General features: G+C 61.0%; 8 protein-coding genes and 1 pseudogene. 5 read left to right on the top strand and 4 right to left on the bottom strand.

Annotation, left to right across the window (positions count from 1 at the left end; all coding sequences use genetic code 11):
* The first annotated feature begins 67 nt into the window (after positions 1–67).
* Both putA and ACA054_RS02190 read left to right on the top strand, forming a co-directional pair.
* The gene (gene putA / locus ACA054_RS02195) at positions 68–4018 is read left to right on the top strand and encodes a trifunctional transcriptional regulator/proline dehydrogenase/L-glutamate gamma-semialdehyde dehydrogenase (protein ID WP_497687987.1); all 3951 of its coding nucleotides are present in this window, start codon (positions 68–70) and stop codon (positions 4016–4018) included.
* A 252-nt stretch (positions 4019–4270) separates the two neighbouring features.
* Positions 4271–6073, top strand: coding sequence for an acyl-CoA dehydrogenase (locus tag ACA054_RS02190; RefSeq protein WP_497687986.1), 1803 nt, complete (start codon positions 4271–4273; stop codon positions 6071–6073).
* 121 nt (positions 6074–6194) lie between these two features.
* On the opposite strand, the gene ACA054_RS02185 is transcribed toward ACA054_RS02190, so the two are convergent.
* The 4 genes and pseudogenes from ACA054_RS02185 to ACA054_RS02170 form a co-directional block, all read right to left on the bottom strand.
* Positions 6195–6926 carry a methyl-accepting chemotaxis protein gene (locus ACA054_RS02185; RefSeq protein WP_497690234.1) on the bottom strand — a complete coding sequence of 244 codons (732 nt, stop codon included), beginning with the start codon at positions 6924–6926 and terminating at the stop codon, positions 6195–6197.
* 132 nt (positions 6927–7058) lie between these two features.
* Positions 7059–8087: pseudogene (locus tag ACA054_RS02180) on the bottom strand (HAMP domain-containing protein); the annotation flags it as partial.
* A gap of 145 nt (positions 8088–8232) precedes the next feature.
* A complete protein-coding gene (locus ACA054_RS02175; protein ID WP_497687985.1) occupies positions 8233–8535 on the bottom strand; it encodes a cell division protein ZapA in 303 nt (100 codons plus the stop codon).
* On the bottom strand, positions 8532–8762 hold the full coding sequence (locus tag ACA054_RS02170; RefSeq protein ID WP_497637630.1) for a hypothetical protein: 231 nt from the start codon (positions 8760–8762) through the stop codon (positions 8532–8534). The genes ACA054_RS02175 and ACA054_RS02170 overlap by 4 nt, the downstream gene beginning before the upstream one ends.
* Before the next feature lie 386 nt (positions 8763–9148).
* Here ACA054_RS02170 and ACA054_RS02165 point away from each other — a divergent pair, with 386 nt between their 5' ends.
* The 3 genes from ACA054_RS02165 to selO are packed head-to-tail and all read left to right on the top strand — an operon-like array spanning position 9149 to position 15788.
* A complete protein-coding gene (locus ACA054_RS02165; protein WP_497687984.1) occupies positions 9149–10891 on the top strand; it encodes a potassium/proton antiporter in 1743 nt (580 codons plus the stop codon).
* 34 nt (positions 10892–10925) lie between these two features.
* The gene (mscK, locus tag ACA054_RS02160) at positions 10926–14276 is read left to right on the top strand and encodes a mechanosensitive channel MscK (protein WP_497687983.1); all 3351 of its coding nucleotides are present in this window, start codon (positions 10926–10928) and stop codon (positions 14274–14276) included.
* A 48-nt stretch (positions 14277–14324) separates the two neighbouring features.
* On the top strand, positions 14325–15788 hold the full coding sequence (gene selO, locus ACA054_RS02155) for a protein adenylyltransferase SelO (protein WP_497687982.1): 1464 nt from the start codon (positions 14325–14327) through the stop codon (positions 15786–15788).
* The last annotated feature ends 6 nt before the right edge of the window (positions 15789–15794 follow it).

The following is a 15794-nucleotide window of genomic DNA, read 5'->3' as shown; positions in this document are numbered from 1 at the left end:
TTCATCTCACGGCTAATCTTGGCGCCAGCTGATGCCACGCAGTCGTGGCAAACATGAGGATAAAAACATGGCTACCACCACCCTTGGGGTCAAACTCGATGACCCGACCCGCGAACGCCTCAAGGCTGCCGCGACCTCGATTGATCGCACGCCGCATTGGCTGATCAAGCAGGCAATTTTCAATTACCTGGAAAAACTCGAGGGTGGTGCAACCCTGTCCGAGCTGAACGGTTTGACCCGGGACGCTGACGAAGCGGGCGAAGTCCATGTCGACCACGCACACCAGTGCTTCCTCGAATTCGCCGAAAGCATCCTGCCGCAATCGGTCCTGCGTGCTTCGATCACCGCTGCTTACCGTCGCCCGGAACCCGAAGTGGTGCCGATGCTGATCGAGCAGGCCCGCTTGCCGGCGCCGATGGCTGAAGCCACCAACAAACTCGCCGCTTCGATCGCGGAAAAACTGCGTAATCAGAAGAGCGCTGGCGGTCGTGCCGGGATTGTTCAGGGCCTGCTGCAGGAATTCTCCCTGTCGTCCCAGGAAGGCGTGGCGCTGATGTGCCTGGCCGAGGCGCTGCTGCGCATTCCGGACAAAGGCACCCGTGACGCGCTGATCCGCGACAAGATCAGCACCGGCAACTGGCATCCGCACCTGGGCAACAGCCCGTCGTTGTTCGTCAACGCTGCGACTTGGGGCCTGCTGCTGACCGGCAAGCTCGTGTCCACGCACAACGAAGCCGGCCTGACTTCGTCCCTGAGCCGCATCATCGGCAAGAGCGGCGAGCCGATGATCCGCAAGGGCGTCGACATGGCCATGCGCCTGATGGGCGAGCAGTTCGTTACCGGCGAAACCATCGCCGAAGCCCTGGCCAACGCCAGCAAGTTCGAAGCCAAGGGCTTCCGCTATTCCTACGACATGCTCGGTGAAGCCGCACTGACCGAGCACGATGCGCAGAAGTACCTGGCCTCGTACGAACAAGCTATCCACTCGATCGGCAAAGCGTCCCACGGTCGTGGGATTTATGAAGGCCCGGGCATTTCGATCAAGCTGTCGGCCTTGCACCCGCGTTACAGCCGCGCCCAGTACGAGCGCGTGATGGACGAGCTGTACCCGCGCCTGCTGTCGTTGACCCTGCTGGCCAAGCAATACGACATCGGCCTGAACATCGACGCCGAAGAAGCCGACCGCCTGGAGCTGTCGCTGGACCTGCTCGAGCGCCTGTGCTTCGAGCCGCAACTGACTGGCTGGAACGGCATCGGTTTCGTCATCCAGGCTTACCAGAAGCGTTGCCCGTACGTGATCGACTACGTGATCGACCTGGCTCGCCGCAGCCGTCATCGCCTGATGATCCGCCTGGTGAAAGGCGCGTACTGGGACAGCGAAATCAAGCGCGCTCAGGTAGAAGGCCTGGAAGGCTATCCGGTCTACACCCGCAAGGTGTACACCGACGTGTCCTACATCGCTTGCGCACGCAAACTGCTGTCGGTGCCGGAAGTCATCTACCCGCAGTTCGCCACGCACAACGCTCACACCCTGTCGGCCATTTATCACATCGCCGGTCAGAACTATTACCCGGGCCAGTACGAGTTCCAGTGCCTGCACGGCATGGGTGAACCGCTGTATGAACAGGTTGTAGGCAAAGTTTCCGAAGGCAAGCTGAACCGTCCGTGCCGCGTGTACGCACCGGTCGGCACCCACGAAACCCTGCTGGCTTACCTGGTGCGTCGCCTGCTGGAAAACGGCGCCAACACCTCGTTCGTCAACCGCATTGCCGACCAGTCGATTTCGATCCAGGAACTGGTTGCCGACCCGGTGGCGAGCATCGAGCAGATGGCGACCGTGGAAGGGGGCTTCGGCCTGCCGCACCCGCGCATCCCACTGCCGCGCGATCTGTACGGTTCCGAGCGCGCCAACTCCAGCGGCATCGACATGGCCAACGAACATCGCCTGGCTTCGCTGTCCTGCGCCCTGCTGGCCACCGCGCACAACCACTGGAAGGCCGCGCCGATGCTCGGTTGCGCGTCCAGCAGCGAAACGCCGGCGCAGGTCTTGAACCCGTCCGACCTGCGTGACGTGGTCGGCCATGTACAGGAAGCGACTGTCGAAGACGTCGACAACGCGATCCAGTGTGCCCTGAATGCCGCGCCGATCTGGCAGGCCACCCCGCCGGCCGAACGCGCCGCGATCCTGGAACGCGCTGCCGACCTGATGGAAGCCGAGATCCAGCCGCTGATGGGCCTGTTGGCTCGCGAAGCTGGCAAGACTTTCGCCAACGCCATCGCCGAAGTGCGTGAAGCCGTGGACTTCCTGCGTTATTACGCGGTGCAGGCACGCAACGATTTCACCAATGATGCCCACCGTCCTCTGGGTCCAGTGGTGTGCATCAGCCCGTGGAACTTCCCGCTGGCGATTTTCAGTGGTCAAGTAGCTGCTGCCCTTGCCGCTGGTAACCCGGTTTTGGCTAAGCCTGCTGAGCAAACCCCGCTGGTCGCTGCTCAGGCCGTGCGCCTGCTGCTCGAAGCCGGGATTCCGCAAGGCGTGCTGCAACTGCTGCCGGGCCGTGGCGAAACCGTCGGTGCCGGCCTTGTGGGCGATGATCGCGTCAAAGGCGTGATGTTCACCGGCTCCACCGAAGTTGCACGCCTGCTGCAACGCAACATTGCCGGTCGCCTGGACAGCCAGGGTCGTCCGATTCCGCTGATCGCCGAAACCGGTGGCCAGAATGCGATGATCGTCGACTCTTCGGCACTGACCGAACAAGTCGTGATCGATGTAGTTTCGTCGGCATTCGACAGCGCCGGCCAGCGTTGCTCGGCCCTGCGCGTCCTGTGCCTGCAGGAAGATTCCGCTGACCGCGTGATCGAAATGCTCAAGGGTGCCATGGCTGAAAGCCGCCTCGGCAACCCTGAGCGCCTGTCCGTGGACATCGGCCCGGTGATCGACGCCGAAGCCAAGGCTGGCATCGAGAAGCATATCCAGGCCATGCGCGACAAAGGTCGCAGCGTGTACCAGGTGGCCATCGCCGACGCCGAAGAAGTGAAACGCGGCACCTTCGTGATGCCAACGCTGATCGAACTGGAAAGCTTCGACGAACTGCAACGGGAGATCTTTGGCCCGGTGCTGCACGTGGTTCGCTACAAGCGCAAAGACATCGATCAACTGATCGCTCAGATCAACGCTTCCGGCTACGGTCTGACGCTGGGCGTGCACACCCGTATCGACGAGACCATCGCCAAGGTGATCGACAACGTCAATGCCGGTAACGTCTACGTGAACCGCAACATCGTCGGTGCCGTGGTCGGCGTACAACCGTTCGGCGGCGAAGGCCTGTCGGGTACCGGTCCGAAAGCCGGTGGCCCGCTGTACTTGTACCGCCTGCTGTCGACTCGTCCTACCGATGCGATCGAACAATCCTTCGCCCGCGGTGATGCCATTGCTGCACCGGATGTTCGTCTGCGTGACGCCATGAGCAAACCGCTGACCGCCCTGAAAGCCTGGGCCGACAGCAACAAGTTCGCCGACCTGAGCACCCTGTGCGTGCAGTTCGCCGCACAATCGCAAAGCGGTATCACCCGCTTGCTGGCCGGCCCGACCGGCGAGCGCAACAGCTATGCGATCCTGCCGCGCGAGCACGTGCTGTGCCTGGCGGAAGTCGAAGGCGACCTGCTGACACAACTGGCTGCGGTACTGGCTGTCGGCGGTGCGGCGGTATGGCCGGAAGCTGAATTGACCAAGGCTTTGTTCGCCCGTCTGCCGAAAGACATTCAGGCTCGCATCAAGCTGGTTGCCGACTGGAACAAGGACGAAGTGGTGATTGATGCGGTTCTGCATCACGGCCATTCCGACCAGTTGCGCGCGGTTTGCCAACAAGTGGCCAAGCGTGCCGGTGCCATTATCGGGGTTCAGGGCTTGTCGCAGGGTGAGACCAACATTGCGTTGGAGCGTCTGGTGATTGAGCGGGCGTTGAGCGTTAACACGGCTGCGGCGGGTGGTAATGCCAGCCTGATGACGATCGGCTAATACCTCCCCTGATGATCGTTCCCACGCTCCGCGTGGGAATGCAGCCCGGGACGCTCCGCGTCCCATCGATGCCAGGCTCGAAATCGGCAGCGCGGCTGGAACGCGGAGCGTCCCTTGAGGCATTCCCACGCAGAGCGTGGGAACGATCTTTACCACACCTCGTTCTGCCCCTTTATCACCCTCATCAATCATCCTTTCACCCCGCCCTCCCCACGCCTAGACTCGGCCCATTCCAATAAAAGGTAGGCCGCCATGTCCGAGACGTTGCTCAGTTCCCGCAATCTGGCTTTCGAGCTGTATGAAGTCCTTGATGCCGAGGGCCTGACCCAGCGTGAGCGTTTTGCCGAACACAATCGCGAAACCTTCGACGCCGCCCTCGGCACCGCCCGCAACATCGCCGAGAAGTTCTTCGCCCCGCATAACCGCAAGGGTGACGAGAACGAGCCGCGCTATGAAGACGGTCAGGCGATTCTGATTCCGGAAGTGAAACCGGCGGTGGATGCCTTCCTGGAAGCCGGTTTCCTCAATGCCGCGCGCAGTTTCGATGCCGGTGGCATGCAACTTCCTACGCTGCTGTCCCAAGCCTGCTTCGCGCACTTTCAATCGGCCAACGCGGCGACGACTTCCTATCCCTTCCTGACCATGGGCGCGGCGAACCTGATCGAAAGTTTCGGCACCGAGGAGCAGAAGCAGCGCTTCCTGCAACCGATGATCGACGGTCGCTTCTTCGGCACCATGGCCCTGACCGAACCCCACGCAGGCTCGTCGCTGTCGGACATCCGCACACGGGCCGAGCCTGCGTCCGACGGCACCTATCGACTCAAGGGCAACAAGATCTTCATCTCCGGCGGCGATCATCCGCTGTCGGAAAACATCGTGCACATGGTCCTGGCCAAGCTGCCGGATGCACCCGCTGGCGTGAAGGGCATTTCGCTGTTCATCGTGCCCAAGTTCCTGGTCAACGATGACGGCAGCCTGGGCAAGCGCAACGACGTGCTGCTGGCCGGGCTGTTCCACAAGATGGGCTGGCGCGGCACCACGTCTACCGCACTGAATTTCGGAGACAGTGGCGAGTGCGTCGGCTATCTGGTGGGCAAGCCGCATCACGGTTTGAGCTACATGTTCCAGATGATGAACGAAGCGCGAATCGGCGTCGGCATGGGTGCGGTGATGCTTGGCTACGCCGGCTACCTGTATTCGCTGGAGTACGCCCGCGAGCGCCCGCAGGGTCGCGTGCCGGACAGCAAGGACCCGAACACCGCTCCGGTGGCGATCATCCAGCACGCCGACGTCAAACGCATGCTGCTGACACAGAAGGCTTACGTCGAAGGATCGTTCGACCTGGGGCTGTACGCGGCGCGGCTGTTCGATGACACCACGACGCTGGAGACTGAGGCCGAGCGCAAACAGGCGCATGAGCTGTTGGATTTGCTGACGCCGATCGTCAAATCCTGGCCGTCGGAGTTTTGCCTAAAGGCCAACGAACTGGCAATCCAGATCCTCGGTGGTCACGGTTATACCCGTGAGTACCCGGTGGAGCAGTACTACCGCGACAACCGTTTGAACCCGATCCATGAAGGCACCCACGGCATTCAGTCGCTGGACCTGCTGGGCCGCAAACTGGCACAGAACGGCGGCGCGGGGCTCAAGCAATTGATCCGCCTGATCGCCGACACCGCCGAGCGCGCACAGGCCCATGAATCGCTGACCCTGTTGCGTGAACCGTTGGAGAAACTGGTGGCGCGCCTGCAAACCGTGACCATTGGCCTGCTGACGGACCTGGCCCAGGGCAAGGTCAACAGCAGCCTGGCGAACTCGGCGCTGTACCTGAAAGTGTTCGGCCACACGGTGATTGGCTGGCGCTGGCTGGAACAGGCGATTCGCGCTGAGGAAGGGCTGGCCAAAGGGAATGCAGCGGATGTGAGTTTCTATAAAGGCAAGTTGCAGGCGGCGCGCTATTTCCTGACCTGGGAAGTGCCGGGTTGCCACCATGAGCTGGCGATTCTTGAAGCTCGGGATGATGTTTGCCTGGGCATGCAGGATGAGTGGTTCTAGCCAGAACCTTCTGGTGCTGCTGAAAACCAATCGCGAGCAAGCTCGCTCCCACAGGGGATCTGCGTCGATCACAACCTGTGGGAGCGAGCTTGCTCGCGATGGCGTCCGCACAGGCGCCACATCAGCTCAAGCGAAACCCACCCATCTGCCGCGCCAGATCATCCGCCAACCGCTGCAACGTCTGACAATCTTCCCGACAAGCCCTGACCTCCCCCGCCGTCGCCCGCGCCAGATCGGAAATCCCCTGCACGTTGCGGTTGATCTCTTCGGTCACCGCAGACTGCTCTTCTGTCGCTGTCGCGACCTGATGGTTCATGTCGCTGATGCGTTCGACCTGCCCGGTAATCGCCGTCAACGAAGCCCCGGTACGCTGGCTCGACTCAACCCCCGTGCCCGTCGCCGCTTGCCCGGTGTGCATCGACGACACCGCATTCTCCGCACCCTGCTTGAGACTGCCGATCATCTGCTGGATCTCATCGGTGGAAGCCTGCGTACGTCGAGCCAAAGTGCGCACTTCATCGGCAACCACCGCGAACCCGCGCCCCATGTCTCCGGCCCGCGCTGCTTCGATGGCGGCGTTGAGCGCCAACAGGTTGGTCTGTTCGGAAATCCCGCGAATTACCGCCAGTACCTGATCGATCGATGCCACCTGATTAGCCAACTCGCCCACGGCGCTGGCGGCGACTCCGATTTCGTCGGACATGCTTTCAATATGGCGGATCGAACCACCGACCACTTCCCGCGCCTGCATTGCTTCATCCCGGGCATTTTGCGAGGCGACTGCCGCGTTGCCGGCGTTTTGCGCAATTTCCTGAACGGTCAGGCCCATTTCGTGGACAGCGGTGGCGACCATGTCAGTCATCTCCTGCTGGCGCCCGGAACGCTCTGCGGTATTGTCCACCACCCGCGCCACCTGGCCGACAGCGGTACGCAAGCGTTCGCTGGTGGTCAGCACTTCGCCGATCATCTCGCGTTGGCTATCAAGGAACCGATTGAACCCGCGCGCCAGATCGCCCAGCTCATCCGCGCGGCTCGAATCTAACCGATGGGTCAAATCTCCACCTCCGCTACCGATGGCCACCAGCGCCGCTGTTACCTGACGAATCGGTCGTACCAGCCCACGGGCCAGCAACACCACCAGCAACAGGCACACCAGGGCCACCGCCAGGCCGATACCGCCGCTCATCCACATGGCGCGACGGGCTTCGGCGTAGATTTGCGACTGTGGCACTTCGGCCACCAGGGTCCAGCCGAGATCGCGAAGGGGCAGGCTCAATGCCAGGAAGTCTTCGCCGTCACGCTGGAAGCTGCTGCTGGTGGCGTTTCTTTGACTCATGACCGCTTGCGCCGCAGGGCCACCAACCTGTTCAGCCAAGGTACGCTTGCCGCTGAATTGCGCCTCGGGATGTACCTGGATCAAACCGTCGGAACGCACGAGATAGACCTTGCCACGCTCACCGAAGCTGAAGTTGTGAATCAGCTCGGACAGCTCTTTCATGCTCAGGCCTAACCCCGCAACGCCCACGACCTTCCCTGCCTTCTCGACTTTAAGGTCGATGAAAAGCGCCAATTCTCCAGTGGCCGTGTCGTTGTCGATATTGAGGGTGCGCGGCTGATTGCTGTCGAGAAACGCATAGAACCATGCGTCTTTTGGATTGGAACGACTGAGGGTCCGGTCCAGGCCTTTTTCGTTAAAGTAATGGCTGGACGCCGTGCCGATAATCAGCGCGGTAAAGGCTTTGTGTTCGGCGCGTACGCCTTCAAGGTAAGTGGTAAACGTACCGGTCTGGGCACTGTCCTCACCCGCGGCCAGCCAGTCGCGCACCATGCTGTTGCTGGCGATGTCCTTGGCGGCGGTGAGGGGCTGAACAAGGATGCGTTCGATGTCGTTGCGCATCGCTTCGATGCTAGACGGCAGCGCTTGCTCGACCAGATAGCTTTGGGCAAGGCGGTTGACCACGAGGGTATAAATGCCAACCACGATCAGAATGCTGACCAGCAGGGCGGTGCCCATGCTCAGGATCAACTGCCACTGAATACTGCGTCGCCAGAACTGCATGGAGCACCCCCAAAGAATAAGAGGCTGAAACACTGCAACAGCCGTGCCGATTGTATACAACTAAACCGACAATTTATTCTTTGGTTGTGCGCAAAGCCGATCAGACCTGATTGATCGTCTTGGAGATCACTTCAACCGTGGCGCTGACTTGCTCTTGGTAACGGTCGAGTTCCTGCTTGTGCCGCTTTTGCATTTCGATCTGCTGGGAACACAGATTCATCGCCGCCAGCACCAGCAGTCGGTCACCGATCAGGGTCGGATACTTCTTTTTGGTATCGGCCAGGGCAGCCTTCAACATCAACGCGGCGTCCAGCAGGGTCTGTTCTTCCCCGGCCGGCGCCCTGATCGAATAGTCCTCCCCCAGGATCGAGACGACTTTTACCCCTGCGGCGCCGTAACTCATGCGCTGACCGGGCCAGCGCTGACGCGCTCAACCAGGGCCTGGATGCGGGCAACGGTGGCGCCTTGTTTCTCTTCCTGTTCCATCAGGCTCAGTTGCAGACTTTCGTTTTCATCCTTGGCTTGGGCCAGTTCGGCGCTCAGGGCCTGGTTGGTGCCGACCAACGCCTGGTTCTGTTGCACAAGGTCGCTGACCAGTTGTTCCAATTGGCTTAGGGTTGCTTCCAACATTTTGATTTTCCGGGCATTTTCAAAGGGCGCGTACGATAAAGAAAAGTCACGGTGGATGCCAGGGTTATACGGGCGCAAGGCCTTGATTTTCCTGACCAGTGACCATTCTCGCGAACTGTAGAGACTGTGATTGGCCAATCTGGTTCCTGCACTTCGTCGCCATGACGCTTGTTTGGCAAAATCAGGAACAAACAGTTGATCCTCGATTGCGCGATGATCACGACGCGCTGAATCAGACAGCAAGCATTATCGTTAACGTCCATCGCGAGCAAGCTCGCTCCCACAAAAGCTTTTTGACAGCATCACATTTCAACAGGTTAGAATCGCTGGCACGCAGACTGCATGGTCAGTTTGTGCCCGCCTTTCAGCCTTCCGGAGTACTGCCTTTGAATGCGACGACCATCAACAGCCTGTTCTTGATCGGCGCGTTGCTGGTAGGTGCGAGCATTCTGGTGAGTTCACTTTCGTCCCGCCTCGGCATCCCGATTCTGGTGATCATCCTGGCCGTGGGCATGGCGGCCGGCGTCGATGGCGGCGGCATTATTTTCGACAACTACCCCACCGCTTATCTGGTCGGCAACCTGGCATTGGCAGTGATCCTGCTGGACGGCGGTCTGCGTACCCGCGTATCGAGTTTCCGCGTGGCGTTATGGCCGGCGCTATCGCTGGCGACGGTCGGGGTATTGATCACCACCGGGCTGACCGGCATGGCCGCGGCCTGGCTGTTCGACCTGAATCTGATCCAGGGCCTGTTGATCGGCGCCATCGTCGGCTCCACCGACGCCGCGGCGGTGTTTTCGCTGCTGGGCGGCAAAGGCCTGAACGAACGTGTGACCGCCAGCCTGGAAATCGAATCCGGCAGCAACGACCCGATGGCGGTGTTCCTCACCGTGACCCTGATCGACATGCTTGCCAGTGGCCAGACCGGCCTGCACTGGAGCCTGCTGACCCACCTGCTGCGCGAGTTCGGTATCGGCGGCGTCATCGGCCTCGGCGGTGGCTGGCTGATGCTGCAACTGGTCAACCGGATCAATCTGGCCACCGGCCTCTATCCCATCCTGGTCATTGCCGGCGGCCTGGTGGTGTTCGCCCTGACCAACGCCCTGCATGGCAGCGGCTTTCTGGCCGTGTACCTGTGCGGCCTGGTCATCGGCAACCGTCCGGTGCGCAGCCGCCACGGCATTTTGCACATGCTCGACGGCATGGCCTGGCTGGCGCAGATCGGCATGTTCCTGGTGCTGGGGCTGCTGGTCACGCCCCACGACCTGTTGCCGATTGCCCTGCCGGCACTGGGGCTGGCGCTGTGGATGATCCTGTTTGCCCGGCCGCTGTCGGTGATGGTTGGCCTGCTACCGTTCAAGGCGTTCCACGGGCGCGAGAAAGCGTTCATTTCCTGGGTTGGACTGCGCGGTGCGGTCCCGATCATTCTGGCGGTGTTCCCGCTGATGGCTGGCCTGCCCAACGCCCAGCTGTACTTCAACCTCGCCTTCTTCATCGTGCTGGTATCGCTGCTGGTGCAAGGCACAAGCCTGCCGTGGATCGCCAAGCTACTGAAGGTGACCGTGCCGCCCGAGCCTGCGCCAATCTCCCGTTCGGCCCTGGAAGTGCACGTCACCAGCGAGTGGGAACTGTTCGTTTATCGTCTCGGCGCCGAAAAATGGTGCATCGGCTCGCCCCTTCGCGAACTGAAAATGCCGGAAGGCACGCGCATCGCCGCCCTGTTTCGTGGCCAGCAACTGCTCCATCCGTCGGGTAGTACGGTGCTCGAAGTCGATGATTTGCTGTGTGTTATCGGCCATGAACACAACCTGCCAGCCCTCGGAAAACTGTTCAGCCAGGCACCGCAGCGGGGCCTCGATTTGCGCTTCTTCGGCGACTTCGTACTCGAAGGAGACGCCCAGCTGGCCGCGGTTGCCACCCTGTACGGGTTGAAGGTCGAGGGCATTGATCCGGGTATGTCGCTGGGGCACTTCATTGCCCAGAAGGTTGGGGGTGCACCCGTGGTCGGTGACCAGGTTGAATGGAACAACACGATCTGGACCGTCGCGGTCATGGAAGGGAACAAGATCGGCAAAGTGGGCGTCAGATTCCCCGAAGGAAGTCGCCCGGGTCCGGGTCTCTTCCTCTAAACTCCATTCTTCGTCTCGTTTTCGATCGGTCTCTATGTCAAGCCTGCGCACCTTTTTCGTCATGGTCCTTTTGGGCCTGAGCCTCTCTGTCGGTACGTTACAAGCCGCCGAACCGCCCACCCGCGAATCCGTGCAGGCGAGCCTGGACAAGATCGCCGACCGCAAACTGCCGGAAGCCGATCAAAAGGCTTTGCAGTCCGTCCTGCAAAGCACGCTGACACAGCTCAACAACCAGCGTGATTACGAGCAGAAGCTGGTCGAGCTCAAGCAACAACTGGCCAGCGCGCCCAAACAGACCATTGAGAACCAGCGTGAACTGGCCCGCCTCAAGGCCAGCAGCGTGCTGCCGGTAGCGCAACGCTTTGCCAAAGAGTCGATTCAGCAACTTGAGCAAATGCTCACCGAACGTGCGACCCAGCAAAGCGACCTGCAAAAAGCCCTGGGCGACGCCAACAGCCTGATCATTACCGCCCAGACTCGCCCCGAACGCGCCCAAGCGGAGATTTCCGCCAGCCAGACGCGCATCCAGCAGATCAACAACATCCTCAAGGCCGGCAAAGACGCCGGCAAGACCCTGAGTGCCGAACAGCGCGACCAGCTCAATGCCGAGCTCGTGGCACTGAACGCCCTGATCCCGCTGCGCCGCCAGGAACTGGCGAGCAACACTCAATTGCAAGACCTGGGTAACAGCCAGCATGATCTGTTATCGGAAAAATCCGATCGCCTGGATCAGGAAATTCAAGAGCTGCAGAACCTGATCAATCAGAAGCGCCTCGCGCAGTCTCAGGAAACCGTCACCCAGCAATCGATCGAAGCACAGAAGGCCGGCGGCAGCAGCTTGCTGGCCATCGAAAGCACGGCCAACCTGAAGCTCTCGGACTACCTGCTCAAAAGCACCGACCGTCTCAACGAAGTCACCCAGAAAAACCTGCAAACCAAGCAACAACTGGACAGCCTGACCCAGAGCGATTCAGCCCTGGACGAACAGATCAACGTGCTCAAGGGCAGCCTGCTGCTCTCCAAGATTCTCTACAAACAGAAACAGGCCTTGCCACGCCTCAGGGTCGACCGTGACCTGGCCGACCAGATCGCTGACATTCGCTTGTATCAATTTGAAGTCAGCCAGCAACGGGAGTTGCTCAGCAACCCGGCCACCTACGTCGACAACTTGCTGTCGTCTCAGCCGCCCGAGCAAGTCACGCCACAGCTGCGCAAAACCCTGCTGGAGTTGGCCACCACCCGTGCCGACCTGCTGGAGCGGCTGAATCGCGAACTGAGCGCGGTGCTCAACGAATCCATCACCCTGCAACTGAACCAGAAGCAACTGCTCAGTACTGCGCAAAGCCTGCGGGCGACACTCGATGAGCAGATGTTCTGGATTCCCAGCAACAAGCCGCTGGATGTGGAGTGGATGCGTGCTGTACCGGAACGCCTGAACCGTCAGGTCGATACCCTGCCCTGGGCTTCGAGCCTGAGTGAACTGGTTGACGGCCTGACCCAGCGCCCACTGCTGTTCCTGCCGCTGGCGTTGCTGATTGGCGCGCTGCTATGGCGACGCAAGCAGTTGTATGACCGCCTGAACAAGATCCACCAGGACATCGGCCATTTCAAGCGTGACAGCCAGTGGCACACGCCCCAGGCCATTTTGATGAACATCCTGCTGGCGATGCCGGTGTCGCTGGGCCTCGCCTTGTGTGGCCTGGCCCTGCAAATCGACGCCCGGGGGCAGAACGCGAGCATGGGCGCGGCATTGCTGCAAATGGCCGGGGCCTGGCTGGTGTTTTACACCGCCTACCGAATCCTTGCGCCGGCCGGTGTAGCGGAACTGCATTTCCGCTGGGAAAAACCCCAAGTCGAATTCCTGCGAGGCTGGGTCCGTCGCCTTGGCATGGTGGTGATGGCTCTGGTCGCCGTGGTGGCGGTTGCGGAACTGCAACCGGCGGCACTGGCCGATGACGTGCTCGGCATGCCGGTGGTGCTGATCTGCTACGCCTTGATGACGTGGCTGCTCAGCCGCTTGCTGATCAGCAGCCCGACCCACGAAAACGCCTCGTTGTTCCGCAAGGTCCTGGGCATTCTGTTTACCGCGCTGCCCATCGCGTTGTTCGTGGCCGTGTGCTTCGGCTACTACTACACTGCGCTCAAACTCAGTGACCGGCTGATCAACACCCTTTACTTGCTGATGTTCTGGCTGGTGATCGAAGCGACCTTCGTGCGCGGCCTGAGCGTGGCGGCACGACGCCTGGCTTACCAGCGCGCCCTGGCCAAACGCCAGGCGGCGAAAGAGGCCGGCGACGGCGAAGCGATTATCGAAGAACCGACGCTGGACATCGAGAAGGTCAATGAACAATCCCTGCGCCTGATCCGCCTGGCACTGTTGGGTGGTTTCATCGCCGCCCTGTACTGGGTCTGGGCCGATTTGATCACGGTGTTCTCGTACCTGGACAACGTCACCCTCTACGAATACACCAGCGGCACCGGTGCCAACATGAGCATGGTGCCGATCAGTATCGGCGACATGCTCGGCGCGCTGATCATCATCGGTATCACCTTCGCCCTGGCACGCAACCTTCCGGGCTTGCTGGAAGTGTTCGTGCTATCGAAGCTGAACCTGGCCCAGGGCAGCGCCTACGCCACCACCACGCTGCTGTCCTACGTGATCGCCGGTGTCGGTTTCGTCTCGACCCTGTCGACCCTCGGCGTGAGCTGGGACAAGTTGCAATGGCTGGTAGCGGCGCTATCGGTCGGTCTCGGCTTCGGTATGCAGGAGATCTTCGCCAACTTCATCTCCGGCATCATGATCCTGTTCGAACGCCCGGTGCGCATCGGTGACACCATCACCATCGGCAACCTGTCGGGCACGGTGAGCAAGATCCGCATCCGCGCCACCACCATCACCGACTTCGACCGCAAGGACATCATCGTCCCGAACAAGACGTTCATTACCGGGCAGCTGATCAACTGGTCCCTGACCGATACCATCACCCGGGTGACGCTCAAGCTCGGGGTCGATTACGGCTCGGACCTGGACCTGGTCAAGGAATTGCTGCTCAAGGCCGCACGGGAAAACCCTCGGGTCCTCAAGGAACCCGAACCGCACGTGTACTTTCTGAACTTCGGCGAAAGCACCCTCGACCACGAACTGCGCATGCATGTGCGCGACCTCGGCGACCGCAACCCGGTGCTCGATGAGGTCAACCGCTTCATCAACCGCGAGTTCAAGAAGCAGCACATCAACATCTCGTTCCGCCAGATGGAGGTTTACCTCAAGAACCTCCACGGCCAGGAATACAAGATGGTGCCGATCGAGCCGGAAGCGAAAACCATCGTGCCGCTGGTCGACGGCAAGGCGGTGCAAGAGCCGCCTCCCGCCAAACTCGACTAACCGGCCTTTCCCCAGCAGAATGCTCGGACATTCTGCTGGAGCCGGCCCTTGAAAGCCCTCGACGAACTGACCTTCGACAATCGCTTCAACCGCCTGGGCGATGCGTTTTCCGCCCACGTGCTGCCCGAACCGATCGATAACCCGCGTCTGGTAGCCGCGAGCGCGGCTGCCATGGCGTTACTCGACCTAGACCCCGAAGTGGCCGAAACCCAAGAGTTCGCCGAGCTGTTCAGCGGCCACAAACTCTGGGCTGATGCGATTCCCAGGGCCATGGTCTATTCCGGTCACCAGTTCGGCTCCTACAACCCGCAACTGGGCGATGGACGCGGCCTGTTGTTGGGCGAGGTGTACAACGAGGCTGGCGAGCATTGGGACCTGCACCTCAAGGGCGCCGGTCAGACGCCCTTTTCACGCATGGGCGATGGCCGCGCGGTACTGCGCTCCTCGATTCGCGAGTTCCTCGCCTCCGAAGCCTTGCATGCCCTGAACATCCCGACCACCCGTGCGCTGTGCGTCATCGGCTCCGACACCCCGGTCTGGCGCGAAAAACAGGAGCGCGCGGCCATGGTCCTGCGCCTGGCACCGAGCCATGTGCGCTTTGGGCATTTCGAATATTTCTACTACACCAAACGCCCCGAACAGCAGAAAGAACTCGGCGATCACGTACTGGCCATGCACTTCCCGCAGTGCCTGGAACAGCCGGAACCGTACCTGGCGATGTTCCGTGAAGTGGTCGAGCGCAATGCCGAACTGATCGCCAAGTGGCAGGCCTACGGTTTCTGCCATGGCGTGATGAACACCGACAACATGTCGATCCTCGGCATTACCTTCGACTTCGGCCCATTCGCCTTTCTTGACGACTTCGACGCCAATTTCATATGCAACCACTCCGACGACCAGGGCCGCTATTCATTCAGCAACCAGGTGCCGATTGGCCAGTGGAACCTCAGCGCCCTGGCCCAAGCCCTGACGCCGTTCATCAGCGTCGAGGCCCTGCGCGAAACCCTCGGCCTGTACCTGCCACTGTTCCAGGCCCATTACCTGGACCTGATGCGCCGCCGACTCGGCCTGACCACAGCCGAAGAGGACGACCAGAAGCTGCTGGAGCACCTGCTGCAGCTGATGCAGAACAGCGGCGTTGATTACAGCCTGTTCTTCCGGCGCCTGGGCGAAGATTCACCCGAAGCGGCCGTCAGCCGTTTGCGCGACGACTTCGTCGATCTCAAGGGCTTCGATGCCTGGGGCGAGCTGTATGTCGCGCGGGTTGCCCGTGAAGGCGAGGTGGATCCGGAGCAGCGTCGCAAGCGGATGCATGCCGTGAACCCGCTGTATGTCCTGCGCAACTACCTGGCGCAGAAGGCTATTGATGCGGCAGAGAGCGGCGACTACTCGGAAGTCCGCCGACTGCACGCGGTGCTGAGCAAGCCGTTCGAGGAACAACCGGGGATGGAAAGCTACGCAGAGAGGCCGCCGGAATGGGGCAAGCATCTGGAGATCAGTTGTTCGTCGTGAAGTCGC

This window comes from Pseudomonas sp. LBUM1653, from assembly GCF_059716115.1.
The sequence above is the reverse complement of the archived record's forward strand: the minus strand, read 5'-3'. Positions and strand labels throughout refer to the sequence as shown.